The organism is Streptomyces sp. Qhu_M48 (assembly GCF_051305195.1).
In the GTDB taxonomy this organism is placed as follows: domain Bacteria; phylum Actinomycetota; class Actinomycetes; order Streptomycetales; family Streptomycetaceae; genus Streptomyces.
Genome location: NZ_CP195432.1, coordinates 409,193 through 429,547, shown reverse-complemented (window position 1 = coordinate 429,547; position 20,355 = coordinate 409,193). Strand labels below are relative to the sequence as shown.

19 protein-coding genes are annotated in these 20,355 nt (G+C 72.9%); 8 read left to right on the top strand and 11 right to left on the bottom strand.

Annotation, left to right across the window (positions count from 1 at the left end; all coding sequences use genetic code 11):
* Positions 1-69 precede the first annotated feature (69 nt).
* From ACRRSS_RS02275 to ACRRSS_RS02265, 3 genes are read left to right on the top strand one after another with little or no spacing between them, the layout of a single operon-like run.
* Positions 70-1,212: a lipid-transfer protein gene (locus tag ACRRSS_RS02275; protein WP_435969539.1), complete on the top strand. Its 1,143-nt coding sequence runs from the start codon at positions 70-72 to the stop codon at positions 1,210-1,212.
* Positions 1,213-1,244: 32 nt separating this feature from the next.
* Positions 1,245-1,670: a Zn-ribbon domain-containing OB-fold protein gene (locus ACRRSS_RS02270; protein WP_435969538.1), complete on the top strand. Its 426-nt coding sequence runs from the start codon at positions 1,245-1,247 to the stop codon at positions 1,668-1,670.
* Complete coding sequence (locus ACRRSS_RS02265; protein WP_435969537.1) at positions 1,667-2,446, top strand: enoyl-CoA hydratase/isomerase family protein; 780 nt, start codon at positions 1,667-1,669, stop codon at positions 2,444-2,446. The genes ACRRSS_RS02270 and ACRRSS_RS02265 overlap by 4 nt, the downstream gene beginning before the upstream one ends.
* Positions 2,447-2,516: 70 nt before the next feature.
* On the opposite strand, the gene ACRRSS_RS02260 is transcribed toward ACRRSS_RS02265, so the two are convergent.
* From ACRRSS_RS02260 to ACRRSS_RS02250, 3 genes are all read right to left on the bottom strand, one after another.
* The gene (locus ACRRSS_RS02260) at positions 2,517-3,098 is read right to left on the bottom strand and encodes a hypothetical protein (RefSeq protein ID WP_435969536.1); all 582 of its coding nucleotides are present in this window, start codon (positions 3,096-3,098) and stop codon (positions 2,517-2,519) included.
* A gap of 350 nt (positions 3,099-3,448) precedes the next feature.
* Entirely contained in the window at positions 3,449-5,902 is a 2,454-nt protein-coding gene (locus ACRRSS_RS02255; RefSeq protein WP_435969535.1) for an outer membrane protein assembly factor BamB family protein, read from the bottom strand.
* Positions 5,903-6,064: 162 nt separating this feature from the next.
* Positions 6,065-6,859, bottom strand: a complete 795-nt coding sequence (locus ACRRSS_RS02250; RefSeq protein ID WP_435969534.1) for a VOC family protein — start codon at positions 6,857-6,859, stop codon at positions 6,065-6,067.
* A gap of 339 nt (positions 6,860-7,198) precedes the next feature.
* Here ACRRSS_RS02250 and ACRRSS_RS02245 point away from each other — a divergent pair, with 339 nt between their 5' ends.
* Entirely contained in the window at positions 7,199-7,846 is a 648-nt protein-coding gene (locus ACRRSS_RS02245; protein ID WP_306329873.1) for a TetR family transcriptional regulator, read from the top strand.
* A gap of 213 nt (positions 7,847-8,059) precedes the next feature.
* On the opposite strand, the gene ACRRSS_RS02240 is transcribed toward ACRRSS_RS02245, so the two are convergent.
* Together ACRRSS_RS02240 and ACRRSS_RS02235 are read right to left on the bottom strand one after the other, a co-directional pair.
* A complete protein-coding gene (locus ACRRSS_RS02240) occupies positions 8,060-8,530 on the bottom strand; it encodes a nitroreductase family deazaflavin-dependent oxidoreductase (RefSeq protein ID WP_435969533.1) in 471 nt (156 codons plus the stop codon).
* Positions 8,531-9,766 carry an acyl-CoA dehydrogenase family protein gene (locus ACRRSS_RS02235; RefSeq protein ID WP_435969532.1) on the bottom strand — a complete coding sequence of 412 codons (1,236 nt, stop codon included), beginning with the start codon at positions 9,764-9,766 and terminating at the stop codon, positions 8,531-8,533. It abuts the gene before it with no gap.
* A 106-nt stretch (positions 9,767-9,872) separates the two neighbouring features.
* Between ACRRSS_RS02235 and ACRRSS_RS02230 the strand changes: the two genes are divergently transcribed.
* On the top strand, positions 9,873-11,036 hold the full coding sequence (locus ACRRSS_RS02230) for a thiolase C-terminal domain-containing protein (RefSeq protein ID WP_435969531.1): 1,164 nt from the start codon (positions 9,873-9,875) through the stop codon (positions 11,034-11,036).
* Between the two features lie 162 nt (positions 11,037-11,198).
* Positions 11,199-11,861 (top strand): pyridoxine/pyridoxamine 5'-phosphate oxidase, encoded by a 663-nt coding sequence (locus tag ACRRSS_RS02225; RefSeq protein ID WP_435969530.1) that lies wholly within the window; start codon positions 11,199-11,201, stop codon positions 11,859-11,861.
* Between the two features lie 46 nt (positions 11,862-11,907).
* On the opposite strand, the gene ACRRSS_RS02220 is transcribed toward ACRRSS_RS02225, so the two are convergent.
* From ACRRSS_RS02220 to ACRRSS_RS02205, 4 genes are all read right to left on the bottom strand, one after another.
* Complete coding sequence (locus ACRRSS_RS02220) at positions 11,908-13,791, bottom strand: AMP-dependent synthetase/ligase (RefSeq protein WP_435969529.1); 1,884 nt, start codon at positions 13,789-13,791, stop codon at positions 11,908-11,910.
* Positions 13,792-13,890: 99 nt separating this feature from the next.
* On the bottom strand, positions 13,891-14,535 hold the full coding sequence (locus ACRRSS_RS02215) for a TetR/AcrR family transcriptional regulator (RefSeq protein ID WP_435969528.1): 645 nt from the start codon (positions 14,533-14,535) through the stop codon (positions 13,891-13,893).
* Between the two features lie 115 nt (positions 14,536-14,650).
* Positions 14,651-15,997 (bottom strand): dicarboxylate/amino acid:cation symporter, encoded by a 1,347-nt coding sequence (locus ACRRSS_RS02210; RefSeq protein ID WP_435969527.1) that lies wholly within the window; start codon positions 15,995-15,997, stop codon positions 14,651-14,653.
* Between the two features lie 483 nt (positions 15,998-16,480).
* Positions 16,481-16,747 carry a DUF4229 domain-containing protein gene (locus ACRRSS_RS02205; RefSeq protein WP_435969526.1) on the bottom strand — a complete coding sequence of 89 codons (267 nt, stop codon included), beginning with the start codon at positions 16,745-16,747 and terminating at the stop codon, positions 16,481-16,483.
* A gap of 168 nt (positions 16,748-16,915) precedes the next feature.
* Here ACRRSS_RS02205 and ACRRSS_RS02200 point away from each other — a divergent pair, with 168 nt between their 5' ends.
* Together ACRRSS_RS02200 and ACRRSS_RS02195 are read left to right on the top strand one after the other, a co-directional pair.
* Positions 16,916-17,449 (top strand): N-acetyltransferase family protein, encoded by a 534-nt coding sequence (locus tag ACRRSS_RS02200; RefSeq protein ID WP_435969525.1) that lies wholly within the window; start codon positions 16,916-16,918, stop codon positions 17,447-17,449.
* A 158-nt stretch (positions 17,450-17,607) separates the two neighbouring features.
* Positions 17,608-18,474 (top strand): AraC family transcriptional regulator, encoded by an 867-nt coding sequence (locus ACRRSS_RS02195; protein WP_435969524.1) that lies wholly within the window; start codon positions 17,608-17,610, stop codon positions 18,472-18,474.
* A gap of 131 nt (positions 18,475-18,605) precedes the next feature.
* Here the strand turns inward: ACRRSS_RS02195 and mqnE are convergent, their stop codons facing one another.
* Together mqnE and ACRRSS_RS02185 are read right to left on the bottom strand one after the other, a co-directional pair.
* The gene (mqnE, locus tag ACRRSS_RS02190; RefSeq protein ID WP_435969523.1) at positions 18,606-19,769 is read right to left on the bottom strand and encodes an aminofutalosine synthase MqnE; all 1,164 of its coding nucleotides are present in this window, start codon (positions 19,767-19,769) and stop codon (positions 18,606-18,608) included.
* 95 nt (positions 19,770-19,864) lie between these two features.
* Positions 19,865-20,320: an Lrp/AsnC family transcriptional regulator gene (locus ACRRSS_RS02185; protein WP_351897209.1), complete on the bottom strand. Its 456-nt coding sequence runs from the start codon at positions 20,318-20,320 to the stop codon at positions 19,865-19,867.
* Positions 20,321-20,355: the final 35 nt, after the last annotated feature.

Below are 20,355 nucleotides of genomic sequence, written 5' to 3'. Positions count from 1 at the left end.
GCTGACTATCCGTCAGATTAGTTGTAACCTGACGCGCTGTCAGTAGCGCTGCCACACGGGGAGGTTGTCTTGCTCAAGGACGCCACTGCGATCGTCGGGATAGGACAGACCGCCTTCGCCAAACAGCTTCCCGAGACGGAGAGGACGCTCGCCTGCCGGGCGATCCTCGCCGCCCTCGACGACGCCGGGATCGCCCCCTCCGAGGTCGACGGCTTCGCCTCCTACACGATGGAGGAGACCGACGAGGTCGAGGTCGCCAAGGCGATCGGCGCCGGTGACGTCACCTTCTTCTCCAAGGTCGGCTACGGCGGCGGCGGCTCCTGCGCCACCATCGGCCACCTCGCCGCCGCCGTCGCCACCGGACAGGCGAGCGTCGGCGTCGCCTGGCGGTCCCGCAAACGGGGCAGCGGCCCCCGCCCCTGGCGGAACACCGCCGTCCAGCTGCCCACCCCCGGCCAGTGGACCCGCCCGTTCGGGCTGCTCCGCCCCGCCGACGAGATCGGCATGCTCGCCCGCCGCTACATGCACGAGTACGGCGCCACCCGCGACCACCTCTTCAACGTGGCCCTGGCCTGCCGCAACCGCGCCAACCAGAACCCCGCGGCGATCATGTACGAACGCCCGCTCACCCGCGAGATGTACATGACCTCCCGCTGGATCAGCGAACCCCTCTGCCTCTTCGACAACTGCCTGGAGACCGACGGCGCCCTCGCCTGCGTCATCGTCTCCGCCGAACGGGCCCGCGACTGCCGGCGGAAGCCGGTGTACGTCCACGCCGCCGCCCAGGGCCTGCCCTCCCAGCACCACGGGATGGTCAACTACTGGAACGACGACCCGCTCTCCGGGCCCGCCTGGACCGCCGCACGACACCTCTGGAAACAGGCCGACTTCGGCCCCCAGGACGTCGACGTCGCCCAGATCTACGACGCCTTCACCCCGCTCGTCCCGCTCTCCCTGGAGGGGTACGGCTTCTGCGGACGCGGCGAGGGCGCCGCCTTCACCGAGGGCGGCGCCCTGGAGATCGGCGGCCGGCTGCCCCTCAACACCGGCGGCGGCGGGCTCTCGGAGGCGTACGTCCACGGCTTCAACCTCATCAACGAGGGCGTGAAGCAGCTCCGCGGCACCGCCACCGCCCAAGTCCCCGACGCCGCCACCTGCCTCGTCACGGCGGGCGAGGGCGTCCCCACCTCCGCGATCCTGCTGCGTTCCTGACCCTGCCGCGTTCCTGAGGAGTTGGTCCCGCCATGCTGACCCCCGTCACCGACGAGGACGGCGCCCCCTTCTGGGAGTACGCCGCCCGGGGCGAACTGCGCGTCCAGAGCTGCGCCGACTGCGGCGAGCTGCGCTTCCCGCCCCGCCCCTGCTGCCCGCACTGCCAGTCCTTCGCGAGCGAGTGGCGCCGGATGTCCGGGCGCGGCCGGATCTGGTCGTACGTCCTGCCCCACCCGCCCCTCCTGCCCGAGTACGCCGCCCAGGCCCCGTACAACGCGGTGCTCGTCGAACTCGCCGACGCCCCACGCATCCGCCTCGTCGGCAACGTCGTCGCCGCCCCCGACGCCCTCCTGAACTCGGTCGACCCGGGCCGGCTCCGCATCGGCGCCCCGGTGAAGGTGGCCTTCACCGAGATCGACGGCCTCGCCGTCCCCCGCTGGCTCCTGGAACGCGGATGAGCGTCCCCGGCATCACCGTCGAGCGAGACAGGGAGACCGGGGTCGCCGTCGTCACCCTCGACCGGGCGGCGAAGCACAACGCGATCACCCTGGAGATGGCGCGCGGGCTGAGCGCCGTCTGGCGGGGGTTCCGGTACGAGGACGAGATTCGCGCGATCGTCGTCACCGGGGCCGGCGGCCGGGCCTTCTGCACCGGCGTCGACCGCTCGGCCGAGGTGCCGCAGCCCTCCTCCCCGTACACGATCGACGACCCGCTCCTCACGATCGGCCCCAAGGCGAACGACCTGTGGAAGCCGGTCGTCGCCGCCGTCGAGGGCATGGCCTGCGGCGGGGCGTTCTACCTGCTCGGCGAGGCGGAGTTCCTCGTCGCGGGCGAGGACGCCACCTTCTTCGACCCGCACACCACCTACGGGATGGTCAGCGCCTTCGAGACCGTCCACATGGCGCAGCGGATGCCGTTCGGGGAGGTCGCCCGGATGGCGCTGATGGGCGGCGCGGAACGGATCTCGGCCCGGCGGGCCCACGAGACCGGCCTCGTCTCCGAGCTGACCCCGCCCGGCGGGGCGCTGGCCGCGGCCCTCGCGGCGGCCGGCGTCATCGCGGGCCATCCGACGGAGGCCGTGCAGGGCACGGTCCGGGCGCTCTGGTCGGTCCGTGAGGCCGCCCGCGCCCAGGCCCTGGCCCACGCCCCCCACCTGGTCGCCCTCGGCAACCTGCCACCGGACCGCCAGGCGGAGCTGTTCGACGGGAGGTCGACGGGGCACCGCGTGCGATGAGGGACGCGACGAGGGGCGGGCGGGGTCCGGTTCCAGGACCGGGACCGGGACCGGGACCGGTCCGGCGCCCCTACCGCTCGCGCACCGTGCCGATCGCGCAGTCCTTCACCCGGTCGACCGCCTTCGGGTTCCGCATGGGCACGTCGACGGTCTGCGTCTCGCCGTCCGCCATGGTGACCTCGACGGCCCGCGCGTCGACCGTCGCGCCCTTCGCGTCCTCGAACGCCACGACGATCTCGTAGGTCCCCCGGACCCGCCAGTCCCTCGGGGTGACCTCCACGGTCGCCGTGGTGTCGGCGGACCGGGCCGGCTTGCCCTTGCGCTTCCTCTGTCCGGGCTCCACGCAGTCGACGACGACCACCTCGACCGGCGCCGTCGACGAGGTGACGCTCGGCGCGGCCGTGGCGGTCTCCGTCACGCCGCCGCCCGACCCGCCGCCCGACCCGCCGGAGCTGTCGTCGTGGTCCTCGTAGTCGTCGTTGCTCTTCTTGGAGCTGGAGCAGCCGCCGCCGTCGGAGTCGCCGCTCCGGCTCTTGCTCTTCCCGCTGCCGCCACCGCTGCTGCTGCTACTGCCGTGGCCGGTCTGGAACCCGGTCAGCGCGAGCACCACCACGGTGAGCGTCGCCGCCATCTTCAGGCGCGTACGCACCATCGGCCCTCCCCGTCCTGTCTGTCGTGTCCGCGCCAGCCTAGGGCCTGTCCGGTGCCACGTGGCGGGCCCCCCGCACCCGGCGTAGCGTCGGGAGCGAGAGCCGACCGCCCAGGAGGCCGTAACGATGATTCGCAACATCGTCGGCTCGGTGGCGGCTCTCGCAGGAGCGGCGGCCGCCGTCCGGAGCCCCTTCCGTGCCTGGTACGACGGCCGTCCAGGGCGCGACTGAGCGATCGACGAACTGTTCACCGGCGTCACCGACGCCAAGGCCGGCGTACCGGCCCCGGACCCCGGAACGGGAGAACCCGCCGCCGAAGGGTCAGGCCTTCGCACGGCGGGTCCGTCGTTCCCTACGGGCGCGCGGCGGAGCCCCTGCCCGTCGCCGTGCCCTTGACCGCGTCGAGCGCGTACACGCAGCGGTCCTTGCTGCACGCGTACACGACCCCGCCCTTCGCCACCGGCGAGCCGGTGATCTCGCCGCCGGTCGCGAGCTTCCAGCGCAGCTGCCCGCCGGTCGCGTCCAGGGTGTAGAGGACGTGGTCGGCGGAGCCGAAGTGCACCCTGCCGTCGGCGACGACCGGGGAGCCGACCAGCTCGCCGCCGGCCGCGAAGCGCCATCTGGGCGTGCCGGTGACCGCGTCGAGCGTGTAGAGCGCGCTGCCGCTGCCGACGTGGACGCTGCCGTCGGCGACGAGCACCGGCTCGGCCGACTGGCGCGGCTCGGTGGCGATCCGCCAGCGGTCCTGCCCGGTGGTCGCGTCGATCGCGTACACCGTGCCGAGGTGGTCGGAGAGGTACACCCCGCCGCCCGTGACGGCGGGCCCCGGGGCGAACGCCGGCGGGGAGAGGAAGACGGCCGGTGCCTCGAAGTGCCAGCGGACGTGCCCGGCGGCGATGTCGATCGACAGGACCCTGTTCCCGGCGGAGACGTACACACAGCCGTCCTCGGCCGGGGCGACCCGGACGGGCACGTTGGCGCAGGAGGCGGCGTCGCCGATCGGGTACGACCAGCGCTCCACCCCCGTCCGGGCGTCGAGGGCCTGGAGCCGGGCCTCCCGCCACACGTACACGGTGTCGCCGTGCACGGCGGGACCCGCCTCCGGGGTCTCGAAGTCCGTCTGGGCGCCGGTGACCTCCCACAGCTTGGCGCCGTTGGAGGCCTCCCAGCCCTGCACCCCGCCACCGCGTGTGCCGGTGACGACGGTGCCCCGGTCGACCTGGAGCGAGTACACCCAGGCGTCCGTCCGCAGCCGCCAGCGCTCGCCGCCGTCGGTCGCGTCGAGGGCGTAGAGGGTGGGTCCGTCGGAGGCGTGGATACGGCCCGCGGCGACGGCCATGGACCAGGCCACGTCCCGGGTCTTGAACTGGCGCCGGCCGCTCCCGGTGTCCAGGGCGTGTACCTCGAAAGAGGTCACGTAGAGGAGGTCCCCCTCCACGACCGGGGTGCCCCAGACGTCGTTCGACATCCGGAAGCGCCACGGCCGCCAGGGGCCGGGCTCCGGCGGCGGGGCCTGGTCGGGGCCCTGGGAGGGGACGCCCACCGGGCGGGAGCCGGGCGGCGGGCCGGGCTCCCCGGCGTACGAGCCGTGGTCCGCGCCGTGCGGGCCGCCACCGGGCGGCCGGATCCAGCCGGTCGCCGGGCCCGCGTCGGCGCCGCGGCCGACGGCGAGCGCGGCGCGGGTGTCGGCGACCCGGGGGCCGGGGCCGATCGGCACGGTCGCGCCGCTGAGGCGTACGGGCCCGCCCGCGCCCTCGGCGGGACCCGCGTGACGGCCACCGCCGACGGGCGCGGGGTCGCCGTGACGGCCGCCGGCGGGTGCCGGGTCGGGGAAGCGCGGGTCGCCGACCGGGTCGGCGGGCCGCCGCGGCGGGCGCGGCGGCATGGGCGGCGCGGTCGGCGCCGGTGCCGGGCGGCCGCCACGACGGGTCTCGATCATCTCGGTGGCGCTCTGCGGCAGCCAGGCCGAGGCCGTTCCGCTGTCGTCGCTGCCGGGGCCGAAGAGGTGCGGTGCCAGCTGTGCCTGGAGGTCGGCCGGGGTGGGCCTGCGGGTGACGTCCATCTGCATGCAGGACTCGATGAGGGGCCGCAGCTCCTCGGGCAGGCCCTCCAGGTCGGGGCCCTCGCGGAGCAGCATGAAGACGGTCTCGACCGGGTTGGCGCCGTGGAAGGGCGCGTGGCCGGTGGCGGCGAAGACCAGCATCGAGCCCAGCGAGAAGACGTCGCTGGCGCCGGTGACGCTGCGCGAGTCGCGGGCCTGCTCGGGCGACATGTAGGCCGGGGTGCCGACGGCGACGTTGGTCATGGTCAGGCGCGTGTTGGAGACGCCCGACGCGATGCCGAAGTCGATCACCCGGGGTCCGTCCTCGACGACGAGCACGTTGGAGGGCTTGAGGTCGCGGTGGACCAGGCCCGCGCCGTGGATGGACTGCAGGGCCTCGGCGACACCGGCGGCCAGCCAGCGCACGGCCTGGGCCGGGAGCGGTCCGCACTCGTTCACTATTTCCTCGAGCGAGGGCGCGGGGACGTAGGCGGTCGCCAGCCAGGGCACGGCGGCCCGCGGGTCGGCGTCCACGACGGCGGCCGTGTAGAAGCCGGAGACCGCCCGCGCGGCCTCCACCTCACGGGTGAACCGGACGCGGAACAGCTGGTCCTCCGCGAGCTCCGTGCGCACGGTCTTGATCGCCACGCGCCGGCCCGAGGCCGAACGCGCGAGATAGACCAGGCCCATTCCGCCCGCGCCGAGCCGGCCCAGCACCTCGAAGGGCCCGATACGTCTCGGGTCGTGCTGCGTCAGCTGTTCCACTTGCCTGCCACCTCCCCGTACGGGCCATGAGGGTACGGCCCCGTGGCCCTGATTCTTCCTGTCCGAGGGCCTGGTTGCGAACCCGGGGGCGGATCGGGGTGTCACGGGGCATATGGGGAGTGGTCCGGTACGGGGTGCGCCGGGTGGCGCGGGCGGGACTTCTCAGGCGCTACCGGCCCGTTTCGGTTCGGCGAGGACCGCGAAGCGGGCGCCCTGGTTGTCGTGGAGGACGGCGATGCGGCCGTGCGGGGTGTCGAAGGCGGGGGTGGCGACCCGGCCGCCGAGCCGGACGGTGGTCGCGCAGGCCTCGTCGCAGTCGTGGACGGTGAAGTAGACGAGGACGTGGCCGGGCATCTCGGCGGGGAAGTCGTCGGTGATGACGGCACGTCCGCCGAAGGCGCTGTCGTCGCCGGGCCGGGAGCCGGGGGGCGACCAGACGCGGTAGTCGAAGCCGCCGTCCCTGCCCTCCTCGTCGGCGTCGGCCTGGCGGCCGAGGTAGCCGAAGACGGTGGCGTAGAAGGTGTCGACGGCGTCGGGACGGCGGGTGTACACCTCCATCCAGCAGAAGGAGCCCGGTTCGTTCGTCGTCTCGAAGCCGTCGTCGTCGTCGCCGGTCTGCCGCAGTCCGAAGACGGCGCCGCCGGGGTCGGCGGCGAGGGCGAGGACGCCGAAGGGGCCGACGGGGTAGGGCTCCATGACCATCTGTCCGCCGGCCGCCTTGATCCGGGCGGAGAGGGTGCCCGCGTTCCCGGTGGCGAGGTAGAGGGTCCAGGTGGTGGGCATGCGGCCGTCGCGCTTGGGGAGGAGTCCGGCGACGCGTCGGCCGCGGAGGAGGGCCTCGTCGCGGTCGGGGTCGAAGGTCCAGCCGAAGAGCTCACCGTAGAAGCGCTTGCCGGCTTCGAGGTCGGGAAGCTGTGCGTCCACCCAGCAGGGGGTGCCCTCAGTTCGTACGGCCATGGCACCACGCTAGGTCCGCGGGGGCGGCGGCGCAGGCCCACCACGCGCCTCCACCCGCCCCGATATGCGAACAAAGTGGCGATTTATCGGGGCAGAACCCTTGGGGCGCTTGAGTTGTCCACCGAAGTTGTCCACAGGCTGTTCATAAGCCTATTCGGGTGCGGGGCTCCGGTCGCCACCCTCGTCCCGCTCCAGAACTGGCGCGATCCCGCCCCTCCGTCCGGAGCCGCTCCGGAGCGCACACCGGCGCCGACCTCGCAGAACACGGCCGGACGTGGGGTGCACCCCATTTGCAGTCGGCCGAATCGCGCGCCGACACCCCCTCGGTAAGCTGACGGCATGACAGGACAAGTACGCACCGTCGACGGCCGCGTGGCCGGACGACGCGGCCAGGCGACGCGGCAGAAGCTGCTCGACTGCCTCGGTGAGATGCTCAGCTCCTCGCCCTACCGGGACGTCAAGGTCATCGATGTGGCCCGGAAGGCGGGTACTTCACCCGCGACGTTCTATCAGTACTTCCCGGACGTCGAGGGAGCGGTCCTCGAGATCGCGGAGGAGATGGCCAAGGAGGGCGCCGGGCTGACCGAGTTGGTCTCCGGACGCTCCTGGGTCGGCAAGGCCGGCTGGCAGACCTCCGAGGAACTCGTCGAAGGCTTCCTGGACTTCTGGCGGAAGCACGACGCGATCCTCCGGGTGGTGGACCTCGGCGCGGCGGAGGGCGACAAGCGGTTCTACAAGATCCGCATGAAGATCCTGAACTCGGTCACCAACTCCCTGACGGACGCGGTGAAGGAGCTCCAGGCCAAGGGCAAGGTCGACAAGGAGGTCAGCCCCGCCGCCATGGCCGGCTCGCTCGTGGCGATGCTGGCCGCGGTCGCCGGACACCAGAAGGGCTTCACGACCTGGGGCGTGAAGCAGGCCGAACTCAGGCCGAACCTGGCCCTGTTGGTGCATCTGGGCATCACCGGCAAGAAGCCGACCCGATAGCCCCGTCCCCTCCTTCACCCGTCCTGTCGTCGACGCCGACGGCGGCCCGCCCCGCCCCCGCGGAGCGCAACCGCCGTCGGCGTCGCCGTGTCCGGACCCCACCCGGACCGCACCCGGACCCGCGCACGGGCCGGGGCGGGGCTCCTAAGGGGCCGGGGCGGGCTCCTCAGGTGCCGGGGCCAGGCCCGACCCGGGCGCGGGCCCCGAGAGGACTCACCGCCGGGTCAGCCGGAAGAGTCTGATCTCGCGCTCGATCCGTGCCTGGTACGTGGCGTACGGCGGCCAGAACGCGAGCGCCGCCCGCCAGGCCGCCGCCCGCTCCTCCCCCGTGAGCAGCCGCGCCCGTACGGGGATGTCCTCGCCCCGCCAGTTCACCTCGGCCTCCGGATGGGCGAGCAGGTTCGCCGTCCACGAGGGGTGGCCGGGGCGGCCGAAGTTGGATCCGACGAGCAGCCAGCCGCCGTCCGCCTCGGGCATGCAGGCCAGCGGGGTCACCCGCGGCAGTCCGCTCCTCGCGCCCCGGGCGGTGAGCACGACCCCGGGCAGCATCTGGGCGCTGAGCAGTACCTTTCCCCTGGTCAGCCGGTGTACGGCCTTGTCCATGGCGGGCACGACGCGCGGGCCGATCCGGGCGAAGGCCCGGGTCGAGGACATCTTCTGCATCAGTCTGCGTCCGACGGGCATCTACGCCGCCACCTCTCCGAAGAGTCCGGTCCGTTCCGCCGCCCGTGCGCGCAGCCGCCGCACGGGCCCGAAGAGCAGTGCGTCGGATGCGGCCCGCTTGAAGAAGAGGTGCGCCTCGTGTTCCCAGGTGAAACCGATGCCGCCGTGGAGCTGGATGGACTCCCCGGCGGTGGTGTGCAGCGCCTCCAGGGCGTGGGCGAGCGCGAGGGGTCCGCTCTCGGGTCCCGGGCCGGGTTCGCGCGCCGCGCAGTGGGTGAGGGAGCGGGCGGCCTCGACCTGGACGTGGAGGTCGGCGAGCCGGTGCTTGACCGCCTGGAAGGAGCCGACGGGACGGCCGAACTGTTCGCGCGCGCCGACATGGGCGACGGTCCGGTCGAGGGCCTCCCGGGCCGCGCCGACGGCTTCGGCGGCGAGCATGATGGCGGCGGAGCGGCCGGTGGTGGCGAGGGCGCCGAGGACGTCGGCCGGTTCCTCGCCGAGGAGTTCGGCCGCGGTGTCCCTGAACTGGACGGTGGCCTGGGCGCGGGTGAGGTCCAGGGTGGGCTGCCGGGTGCGGGCGAGCCCGGTGGCCGGGTCGTCGCCCTCCGCGCGGACGAGGAAGAGGAGGGTGCGGCTGCGGGCGAAGCCGCCCGCGTGGGCGGCGACGAGCAGGAGTCCGGCGCTGTGTCCGTCGACGACCTGGGGGGCCTCGCCGTACAGCCGCCAGCCTCCGTCGACCGCGTGGGCCTGGACGCCTCCGGCGCGGCCGCCGCCGGACCAGGCCTCGGCGGCGTTGTCGCCGGTGAGGCCGAGGGCGAGGGCGAGGGGGCCGGGGACGGCGAGGGCGCAGGTGAGGCTTCCGTCGGCGAGCCGCGGGAGGAGTGCGGCGCGCTGGTCGGGGGTGCCGAGGGCGGCGAGCAGCGGGGCGGCGAGGACGCTGGTGGCGAGGAGCGGGGAGGGGGCGAGGGCGCGGCCGGTCTCCTCGCAGGCGAGGGCGAGTTCGGCGGGCCCGCAGCCGACGCCCCCGTACTCCTCGGGGAGGGCGAGCCCGGCGAGGCCGAGGGTGCCGGACATCCGGGCCCAGAGCTCGGGGTCGTACCCCTGGGGGGTGGCGGTGGCCGCGCGGTTCTCCCGCGGCCCGGCCCGTTCGGCGAGCAGGTCCCGCAGGGTGCGGCGGATCTCCTGCTGCTCCTCGGTGAGCGGGGCGGCGAGCGAGGCGGTTCCGGCGGCGAGCGCTGCGCTGTCGGCGGCGTCCATGAGGCTCCCTCCGTATCTGACGGTGCGTCATGCTAGAGCGGGGAGAGGCTCGTTGCCCAGAGAGACGCCGGTCCCGATCGAACAGATCTGATGTACCGTCAGATTCATGCCCACCACCACGCGCAGCTCCCGCCGCGTCGCCGTCGTCGGCGTCTCCCTCGCCGACTGCGGTCGCGTCGACGAGGCCACCCCCTACGCCCTGCACGCCCAGGCCGCCCGGCGCGCCCTCGCGGACAGCGGCCTCGACCGCTCCCTGATCGACGGCCTCGCCTCGGCGGGCCTCGGCACCCTCGCCCCGGTCGAGGTCGCCGAGTACCTGGGGCTCCGCCCCCGCTGGGTGGACTCCACCTCCGTCGGCGGCGCCACCTGGGAGGTCATGGCGGCACACGCCGCCGACGCGATCGCCGCCGGCCACGCCAACGCGGTGCTCCTCGTGTACGGCTCCACCGCGCGCGCCGACATCCGCGCCCGGCGCCGGACCGGGAACCTCTCCTTCGGGGCGCGCGGCCCGCTTCAGTTCGAGGTCCCGTACGGGCACACCCTGATCGCCAAGTACGCGATGGCCGCGCGCCGTCACATGCACGAGTACGGGACGACCCTGGAACAGCTCGCCGAAGTGGCCGTCCGGGCGCGGGCGAACGCGGCACTCAACCCCGAGGCGATGTTCCGCGAGCCGATCACCGTCGACGACGTCCTGTCCGGGCCGATGATCGCGGACCCGTTCACCACACTGCACTGCTGCCTGCGCAGCGACGGCGGCTGCGCGGTGCTGCTCGTCGCCGAGGAGTACGTCCAGGACTGCCGTACCGCCCCGGTCTGGGTGCTCGGCACGGGCGAGCACGTGTCGCACGCCACGATGTCGGAGTGGGAGGACTTCACGGTCTCCCCGGCGGCGGTCAGCGGCCGGCTCGCCTTCGAGCGGGCGGGCGTCCGGCCGGCCGACGTGGACGTCGCCGAGATCTACGACGCCTTCACCTACATGACCCTGGTGACCCTGGAGGACCTGGGCTTCTGCGCGAAGGGCGAGGGCGGGGCGTTCGTCCAGGAGAAGGACCGGCTGCCGGTGAACACGGACGGCGGCGGCCTCTCCGCCTGCCACCCCGGGATGCGGGGGCTCTTCCTCCTGGTGGAGGCGGTGCGGCAGCTGCGCGGCGAGGCGCCGGGGCTCCAGGTGCGCAGGCCGGACGGCTCGCTGCCGGAGGTGGCGGTGGCGTCGGGGACGGGGGGCTGGTTCTGCTCGTCGGGGACGGTGGTGCTGGGGCGCGGCTGAGTCCGGGCGGGGGCGGCCGCCAGGATCTACGGCTCCACCGGCACGGCTTCACCCCCACCGTCGTCGAGCGCGCCCCCGCACCGCGCACCGGCCCGGGCCGGCGGCGGCGAACGCCGTCCCGCTCCCCGCCGACGCCCCGGCCCCGCGCTCTACGGTGTCCCCATGACCGACTTCCACCACGCCCTGCGCTCCCTGAAGGTCTGGGACACCGAACTCCCCGCCTTCGACCCGGCGGCCACCCCGGCCGAACCGCTCCCCCTCTTCCACGACTGGTTCACGGCGGCGGTCGCGGCCGGCCAGACGGAGCCGCACACCCTCTCCCTGGCCACCGCGGACGAGGCGGGCCGGCCCGACGTCCGTACGGTGATGCTGCACGACGCCGACGCCCGCGGCTGGCACTTCGCCTCGCACGCCACCAGCGCCAAGGGCCGTCAGCTCGCCGCCCGCCCCGAGGCCGCGCTCGGCTTCTACTGGCCGGTCCAGGGCCGCCAGGTCCGGATCCGGGGCCGTGTCACCACCGGCACCCCCGAGGAGGCGTACGAGGACCTCCACGCCCGCACCACCGGCGCCCTCGCCTCGGCCCTGGTGGGACGGCAGAGCGAGGTCCTGGAATCGCCGGAGACCCTCGCGGAGGCGAGCGCGGCGGCCTGGCGGCGCGCGGAGACGGAACCGGAGGCGGCCGCCCCCACCTGGACCCTGTACGTCGTCGAGCCGGCCGAGGTCGAGTTCTTCCAGGGCGACGCCCGCCGCCGCCACCTGCGCCTGCGCTACCGCCGCGACCCGGCGACGGCCACCGGCTGGACGCGCGAACTCCTCTGGCCGTGACGGCGCTCCGGAGGACCACGCGTGGCCGTGACGGCGCTCCGGAGGACTACTCGACGTCCCCGGAGCCGTACATCTCCTCGACCTCCCGGGCGAAGTCCCGCAGCACCGCCCCCCGTTTGAGCTTCAGGGACGGGGTCAGGTGCCCGGAGGACTCCGAGAACTCGGCGGTCAGCACCCGGAACGCGCGGATCGACTCCGCCCGCGAGACCAGCCGGTTGGCGTCGTCCACCGCCCGCTGGAGCACGTCGAGCAGCTCCGCGTCGCGGGTCAGCTCCCAGAGCGCCAGGTGGTCCTTGTGCCGCATCCGCCGCCAGTGCGTCAGGCCCTCGTGGTCCAGCGTGATCAGGGCCGTGACGTACGGGCGGTCGTCGCCGAGGACCACGCACTGGGCGACCAGCGGGTGCGCGCGCAGCCAGTCCTCCAGCGGGGCCGGGGCCACGTTCTTGCCGGCCGAGGTGATGAGGATGTCCTTCGTGCGACCGGTGATCCGCAGGTAGCCGTCGGCGTCGAGCGAGCCCAGGTCGCCGGTGGGGAACCAGCCGTCGTCGGTGTACGGCACGGCCGCCCCGCGCTGGGCGTCCCAGTACCCGGCGAAGACATGTCCGCCCCTGAGCCACACCTCGCCGTCGTCGGCGATCCGGACGGCCGTGCCGGGCAGCGGCCAGCCGACCGTGCCGGTGCGGGGCCGCTGCGGCGGGGTGACCGTCGACGCGGCCGTCGTCTCCGTCAGGCCGTACCCCTCGAAGACCTCGACGCCCGCGCCCGCGAAGAACTCCGCGAGGCGCGCGCCGAGCGCGGAGCCGCCGCAGATCACGTACCGCACCCGGCCGCCGAGGGCGCCCCGGATGCGCCGGTACACGAGCGCGTCGTACAGGGTCCGCGCGGCCCGCAGGGAGAGCGAGGGCGCGGCCTCCCGCCCGTACCTGCGGGCGACCCGGGCGGCCCGGTCGAAGGAGGCCGCCTTCCCGCCGCGTTCGGCGGTGGCCCGGGCGCTGTCGAAGACCTTCTCCAGGACGTACGGGATGGCGAGGAGGAAGGTCGGACGGAACCCGGCGAGGTCGGTGAGGAGCTCCTCGCCCTCGACCGAGGGGGCGTGGCCGACCCGGACCCGGGCGCGGACGCAGCCGACGGCGACCATCCGCCCGAAGACGTGGGAGAGGGGCAGGAAGAGCAGGGTGGCGGCGGGCTCCTTGCTCCCGGAGACGAAGACGGGGTGGAGGAGCCGGACGGCGTTGTCGACCTCGGCGAAGAAGTTTGCGTGGGTGAGGGCGCAGCCCTTGGGCCTGCCGGTGGTGCCGGAGGTGTAGACGAGGGTGGCGAGGGTCTCGGGGGTGAGCAGTCCCCGGCGGGCGGTGACGGCCTCGTCGGCGACCCGCGAGCCCGCGCGGCGGAGCTGGTCGACGGCGCCGGTGTCCAGGGCCCAGAGGTGGGCGAGTCCGGGCAGTTGTCGCCGCTCGGCGGAGACCAGCCGGGCCTGGGCGGGGTCCTCGACGACACAGGCGGCGGCGCCGGAGTCCTGGAGGATCCAGCGGGTCTGGAAGGCGGAGGAGGTGGGGTAGACGGGGACGGTGACGAGTCCGGCGGCCCAGGCGGCGAAGTCGATCAGGGTCCACTCGTAGGTGGTCCGTGCCATGAGGGCGAGCCGGTCGCCGGGCCGCAGGCCGTGGGCGATGAGGCCCTTGGCGACGGAGTGGACCTCGGCGGCGAAGGCGGCGGCCGTGACGTCGGACCACTCGCCCCGGGGGCCCTTGCGGGAGAAGAGGACGGCCTCGGGGTCCTGGCGGGCGTTGTCGTACGGCAGGTCGGCGAGGGAGCCGCGGCGGACGGCGGGCACGAGGGCGGGGACGGAGACCTCCCGCACCACCCCGTCCACCAGGACCTTGCGGGGTTCGACCGGCTCGGTCCCGGATGCGGCGGTGGCGACGGACACGTGCGGCTCCTCGGTTATCGCGATGAACTGAGGTCGTGCGTCGGTACGTTGCACCCTGAAGGGGCTTAACCAGTCGGTAACCTTACTGCGCGGTAAGCCTCAACGGGGAGACCAGCGCTCGCTTTTCATGAGGTTCCCCAGACCGGACCACGCGAAGTTCATCAGCGTCGCGGCCGCCTCCTTCGCCGTCACCCCCGGCGTCTCGTTCGCCCAGCTCGCCAGCGACTCGGCGGAGCCGACCAGCGCCTGCGCGAGCGCGGCGACGTCCCTCCCCGTGATGTCGGCGCCGTCCCGCGCCTCCCGCGCCGCCTCGCCGATCAGCCCGGCCACGAAGGCCGTGATCTCGTCCCGCATCCGGGCCGCCTCCCCGGCGAACGGCTCCCCCTGCGTCCGCGCCTGACGGCTGAGCACCGTCCAGGAGTCGGGGTGCCCGGCCGCGTACCCGAAGAAGGCCGAGAGCCCGGCCCACAGCCGCTCGTCGGGCGGCCCGCTCCGGTCGACGACCGCCTCGGCCACCACGGCGAGCAGCGCCTGCGCCTCCCGCCGGATCACGGCGGTGAAGAGCTCCTCCTTGGAGTGCAGGTAGAGGTAGACCAGCGGCTTGGAGACCCCCGCGAGCTCGGCGATCTCGTCCATGGAGGCCGCCTGGTACCCGTTCCGCGCGAAGCACCGCACGGCCGCGTCCATCATCTGCCGCTCGCGCACGGCCCGCGGCAGCCGCCGCGCCTTCGCACCGTCGCCCATGGCGACCCACCCCTGCTTCCAAGATCCACTGGATGCCCCGCGAAAGCCTACGTGCCCCCTGCCCGGACGGGGGCAGGAGGCACGTGGGCAACGCTCGGGACGTACGGCCGAGAGATCAGGCGGCGGCCGTGACCGCGACCTTCCGGTCGGTCTCGTCGGCCTCGACCAGGTCGTCGATCGGGGACGCCGAGGCGTTCTCGTACGCGGTGAGGTCGAGGATCTTCTCCTTGGCGGCGACGATCACCGGGACGGCCGCCTGGCCCGCCACGTTGGTGGCGGTGCGCATCATGTCGAGGATCGGGTCGATCGCCATGAGCAGGCCGACGCCCTCCAGGGGCAGGCCCAGGGTGGAGAGGGTCAGGGTCAGCATGACCGTCGCGCCGGTGAGACCGGCGGTGGCCGCCGAGCCGATGACCGAGACGAAGGCGATGAGCAGGTAGTCACCGATGCCGAGCTGCACGTCGAAGATCTGCGCGATGAAGATCGCGGCGAGCGCCGGGTAGATCGCGGCGCAGCCGTCCATCTTGGTGGTGGCGCCGAACGGGACGGCGAAGGAGGCGTACTCCTTCGGGACGCCGAGGCGCTCGGTGACCTTCTGGGTGACCGGCATGGTGCCGACCGAGGAGCGGGAGACGAAGGCCAGCTGGATGGCCGGCCAGGCGCCCTTGTAGAACTGGATCGGGTTGACCTTGGCGACCGTCGCGAGCAGCAGCGGGTAGACGCCGAACATGACCAGGGCGCAGCCGATGTAGACGTCGGCGGTGAAGGTCGCGTACTTGCCGATCAGGTCCCAGCCGTAGTCGGCGATGGCGAAGCCGATGAGGCCGACGGTGCCGAGCGGGGCGAGGCGGATGACCCACCACAGGGCCTTCTGGAGGAGCTCCAGGATCGACTCGGAGAGGGTGAGGATCGGCTTGGCGCGGTCGCCGAGCTTGAGGGCGGCGATGCCCGCGACGGCGGCCATGAAGACGATCTGAAGGACGTTCAGCTCGGTGAAGGGCGTGATGACGTCCGTCGGGATGATGCCGGTCAGGAAGTCGATCCAGGAGCCCTCGCGCTTCGGCAGCTTGCCGTCCTGCGGGGTGAGGCCGGTGCCGGCGCCCGGGTTGGTGATCAGGCCGATGGCGAGACCGATGGCCACCGCGATCAGCGAGGTGATCATGAACCAGAGCAGCGTGCGGGTGGCGAGCCGGGCGGCGTTGTTCACCTTCCGCAGGTTGGTGATCGAGACCAGGATCGCGAAGAAGACGAGCGGGGCGACGGCCAGCTTCAGGAGCTGGACGAAGATGTCGCCGACCTGGCCGAGGGTCTCCTTCAGCCAGGAGACGTCCTGGCTGCGGGCGATCCAGCCGAGCAGGGCGCCGAGGACGAGACCGGCGATGATCTGGGCCCAGAAGGGGACCTTCGGTATGCGCGAGGAAGCAGGGGACTTCTGTTCGGGCGTGGTCGCGGACGCGGACACAGACACACTCCACAGGTGCGTATCGGGCAATACGGGGACGGGGGTGCGGCACACACGCGCTTTCACGCGGGCCGCTGCATGATGCCGGGTCAGAGCTCGCGGCAACAGACCGCGGACATACAGCGGCACAGATCGACGTGCAGGCGCGCCACGAGCGGGATGCTCGCGGCATGAGAGGGGCGCACTGCTGTCGTCATGTCGAACACGTTAACACTTGAACTTTGAGAACCTCAAAGCCCTTCTTTGGGGTAGGCGGACCCCTCTCTCGCCTCAGAAACGCAGAACACCCCAGGCGGGAGCCTTGGAAGCTCCGACTGGGGTGTCCGGGGTGTACGGGTCTGTGATGAAGCTTACGCGGCCTTTACAAGGGCGCGGCGACCCTTCACGGGCCGCCGGACCGGGCCGCGGGGCCGGCGCCGGAGCCCCGGGCCCGAGGCCGCGGGGCCGGTGCCGGAGCCTCGGATCCGGGGCCGTGGCGGCCTCCTACAGCGCGTCCTCCTGGGACCGGTTGGCGGCCAGCCTGCCCTTGGCGCGGTCGACCTTCTCCACGACCGCGGCGCTCGCCTCGTCGCGTACCTTGCGCAGCAGGACGAAGCTGAGCGGCGCGGAGACGACGAGGGAGAGGACGAGGACCCAGAGCAGGTTGGAGTCGCCGAGGCCGCGCGGCAGCGCACCGACGTAGACGAGGCCCCACAGGGCGAGGAAGCACCCGGCGAAGATGCCGAGACGCATCAGCGTGTAGCGGAGCATGTCAGCCCACTCTTCCGTTCCGACGGTTCCGAAATGCTCCCAAGATCCCATACGGGCCGGGGAGCCCCTCCAGTGAAGCACGGCGCGGCGGCCCTCCCGGGGCCGGGCCTCCCGAGCGCCCCGAAGGTACCCCTTGAGCACCCCAGCCGTAATGTCTAAACTCCCGACATGACCCTTACTTTCGAGGTGGACCCGCCGGTCGACCCCGCACTGCGCGACGGCGTGCTCTCCCTCTGGGCCGACGTCTCCAACGCCGGCGGCGCGGTCGGCTTCGTTCCCCCCGTCACCCCCGACGAGATCCGCCCCGCCCTGCTCAAGCACCTCGTCGCGATGAGCGAGGGCGGCACCCGCCTGCTCGTCGGCCGCGACGAGGACGGCGAGGTCGCCGCCACCGCCTTCTTCACCTTCAACAGCCACCCCCTGATGACGCACTGGGTGTGGCTCTACACGGTGATGGTCCACCCCCGCCACCAGGGCAGGGGGTACGGCCTCGACCTGATGGCCGCCGTCGAGCACACCGCCCGCACCGCCGAGGGCTTCGAGGCGATCGAGGCGGTCCGGCTGACCTGCCGGGGCGGCACCGGCGTCGACGGCTTCTACGCCAAGGCGGGCTACAAGGAGGTCGGCCGCGTCCCCGACGCGATCCGGGTCGCCCCCGGCGACGACCGCGACGACATCATCATGCTGCTGCCCCTGAAGTGACCCGCCCGACCCCGCTCCGGCCCGCGCCCGCCCGGCTCGACCGCCCGGAACGGACACGGCCCGCCCGGCTCGACCCGACCGGAACAGGCACGGATAGTCGGGTCCGTGACCCCCGCCCCTTCCTACGGTGAGGACACGGAAAAGGAAGGACGGACCACGTGCTGGAGCGGCTCAACCAGGCACTCGACCACATCGAGGAGCGCCTCGGCGGCGACCTCGACCCGGCCGAGCTGGCCCGGATCGCGACGACCTCGGAGTACCACTTCCGGCGGCTGTTCTCGGCGCTCGCCGGGATGCCCCTGTCGGAGTACGTCCGGCGCCGACGGCTCACCGTCGCGGGCGCCGAGGTGCTGGCCGGGGAGCGGACGCTCCTGGACATCGCGGTGCGCCACGGCTACGGCTCCGGGGAGGCCTTCGCCCGCGCGTTCCGCGCGGTGCACGGGGTCGGCCCCGGGGAGGCCCGCCGCACCGGGGCCGCGCTGCGCTCCCAGCCGCGGATCTCCTTCCGCCTCGTCGTCGAAGGGAACAGCACCATGCGGTACAGGGTCGTGGAGAAGAAGGACCTGCGGGTCGTCGGGCGCAGGGCGCGGGTCCCGCTGGTCCACGAGGGGGAGAACCCGGCGATCGCCGCGCACATCCGCTCCCTCGGCCAGGAGACGATCGCGCGGCTCGCACGGCTCTCGGACCAGGAGCCCCGGGGCGTCGTCTCGGCGGTCGTGCACCTCTCCGACAGCCGGGAGGAGGGCGCGGAGCTCGACTACTGGCACGCGGTGGTGAGCGACGCAGAGGTCCCCGAGGAGTTCGAGGTGCTCGACGTGCCCGCCGGGACCTGGGCGGTCTTCGAGAACGAGGGCCCGTACCCGCAGGCCCTGCAGTACCTGTGGCGGGACATCTTCACCCAGTGGTTCCCGTCCAACCCGTACGCGAGCAGGCCGGGCCCCGAGTTCATGAGCATCCACCCGGCGGAGGACTGGAAGACGGCGCGCACGGAGCTGTGGATCCCGGTGGAGCACACGGCGGCGTAGCGGCGGGGCCGTACAGCGTGGCCGTACAGCGCGAAAGGGCCGGCGGGAATCCCCGCCGGCCCTTTCACCTCACGAACGCCAGAACCGTCAGACCGTCGGAACCGACAGAACCGACAGAACCGTCAGAACCGTCAGAACCGCATCAGCTGCGGCGACTCCCGCCGCTCCGGGTCCGGCCCCGGGTACTCGCGGATGATCTCGTACCGGGTGTTCCGCTCGACCGGCTGGAAGCCCGCGTCCCGGATCAGTTCGAGCAGGTCCTCGCGGCCCAGCTTGTTCGGCGTGCCGTAGTTGTCGGCGTCGTGCGTGATCTTGTACTCGACGACCGAGCCGTCCATGTCGTCGGCGCCGTGCTGGAGCGCGAGCTGCGCCGTCTGGACGCCGTGCATGACCCAGAAGACCTTGACGTGCGGCACGTTGTCGAAGAGGAGCCGGGAGACCGCGAAGGTCTTCAGGGCCTCGGCGCCGGTCGCCATCGTGGTGCGCGCCTGGAGCTTGTTGCGGATCTTGCCGTCCTGCATGTCCACGAAGTCGTGCTGGTAGCGCAGCGGGATGAAGACCTGGAAGCCGCCGGTCTCGTCCTGGAGCTCACGCAGCCGCAGCACGTGGTCCACGCGGTGGCGGGGCTCCTCGATGTGCCCGTACAGCATGGTCGAGGGGGTCTTGAGCCCCTTCTCGTGGGCGAGCCGGTGGATCCGGGACCAGTCCTCCCAGTGGGTGCGGTGGTCCACGATGTGCTGCCGGACCTCCCAGTCGAAGATCTCGGCGCCGCCGCCGGTCAGCGACTCCAGGCCGGCCTCGATGAGCTCGTCGAGGATGTCGGAGGCGGACATCCCGGAGATCGTCTCGAAGTGGTGGATCTCCGTGGCGGTGAAGGCCTTGAGGGAGACGTTCGGCAGGGCCTTCTTGAGTTCGGAGAGGGAGCGCGGGTAGTACCGCCAGGGCAGGTTGGGGTGGAGCCCGTTGACGATGTGCAGCTCGGTGAGGTTCTCGTTCTCCATCGCCTTCGCGAGGCGCACGGCCTCTTCGATGCGCATGGTGTACGCGTCCTTCTCGCCCGGCTTGCGCTGGAAGGAGCAGTAGGCGCAGGAGGCGGTGCAGACGTTGGTCATGTTCAGATGCCGGTTGACATTGAAGTGGACCACGTCGCCGTTCTTGCGCGTCCGGACCTCGTGGGCCAGACCGCCGAGCCAGGCGAGGTCGTCGGACTCGTACAGGGCGATGCCGTCCTCACGGCTCAGCCGCTCACCGTCCCGGACCTTCTGCTCAAGGTCGCGCTTGAGCCCAGCGTCCATCTCCGGCCGCCTCCCTTTTCTCCGAAATCTGACGTCGTCGTTCACCGTACTCTCAGGCCCGGTGCCGGCCTCCCCCGGGACTCTCCGGCCCGGTGTCAGTCCTCTTCGGGCAGCTCTCCGACCCGGTTCTCCCACTTGGTGGAGAGCACGATCGTCGTGCGGGTGCGGGAGACGCCCTTGGTGCCGCTGAGCCGGCGGATCGTCTTCTCCAGCCCGTCGACGTCGCCCACGCGGACCTTGAGCATGAACGAGTCGTCGCCGGCGATGAACCAGCAGTCCTCGATCTCGGCGAGGTCCTTGAGGCGGCGGGCCACGTCCTCGTGGTCGGCGGCGTCGGAGAGCGAGATGCCGATGAGGGCGGTGACGCCGAGGCCGAGGGAGGCGGCGTCGACGGTGGCGCGGTAGCCGGTGATGACCCCGGCGGCCTCAAGACGGTTGATGCGGTCGGTGACGGAGGGGCCGGAGAGCCCGACGAGCCGGCCGAGCTCGGCGTACGAGGCACGACCGTTCTCGCGCAGAGCCTGGATGAGCTGCCTGTCCACGGCGTCCATAGGTATGAAGCCTTCCATTGTCCAGCGATACCGCG

Coding starts and splice junctions, on each gene's coding strand:
- ACRRSS_RS02270 (WP_435969538.1), top strand. CDS start 1,245: ATGCTGACCCCCGTCACCGACGAGGACGGCGCCCCCTTCTGGGAGTAC.
- ACRRSS_RS02265 (WP_435969537.1), top strand. CDS start 1,667: ATGAGCGTCCCCGGCATCACCGTCGAGCGAGACAGGGAGACCGGGGTC.
- ACRRSS_RS02260 (WP_435969536.1), bottom strand. CDS start 3,098: ATGGTGCGTACGCGCCTGAAGATGGCGGCGACGCTCACCGTGGTGGTG.
- ACRRSS_RS02250 (WP_435969534.1), bottom strand. CDS start 6,859: ATGGCCGTACGAACTGAGGGCACCCCCTGCTGGGTGGACGCACAGCTT.
- ACRRSS_RS02245 (WP_306329873.1), top strand. CDS start 7,199: ATGACAGGACAAGTACGCACCGTCGACGGCCGCGTGGCCGGACGACGC.
- ACRRSS_RS02240 (WP_435969533.1), bottom strand. CDS start 8,530: ATGCCCGTCGGACGCAGACTGATGCAGAAGATGTCCTCGACCCGGGCC.
- ACRRSS_RS02235 (WP_435969532.1), bottom strand. CDS start 9,766: ATGGACGCCGCCGACAGCGCAGCGCTCGCCGCCGGAACCGCCTCGCTC.
- ACRRSS_RS02230 (WP_435969531.1), top strand. CDS start 9,873: ATGCCCACCACCACGCGCAGCTCCCGCCGCGTCGCCGTCGTCGGCGTC.
- ACRRSS_RS02225 (WP_435969530.1), top strand. CDS start 11,199: ATGACCGACTTCCACCACGCCCTGCGCTCCCTGAAGGTCTGGGACACC.
- ACRRSS_RS02215 (WP_435969528.1), bottom strand. CDS start 14,535: ATGGGCGACGGTGCGAAGGCGCGGCGGCTGCCGCGGGCCGTGCGCGAG.
- ACRRSS_RS02205 (WP_435969526.1), bottom strand. CDS start 16,747: ATGCTCCGCTACACGCTGATGCGTCTCGGCATCTTCGCCGGGTGCTTC.
- ACRRSS_RS02200 (WP_435969525.1), top strand. CDS start 16,916: ATGACCCTTACTTTCGAGGTGGACCCGCCGGTCGACCCCGCACTGCGC.
- mqnE (WP_435969523.1), bottom strand. CDS start 19,769: ATGGACGCTGGGCTCAAGCGCGACCTTGAGCAGAAGGTCCGGGACGGT.
- ACRRSS_RS02185 (WP_351897209.1), bottom strand. CDS start 20,320: ATGGACGCCGTGGACAGGCAGCTCATCCAGGCTCTGCGCGAGAACGGT.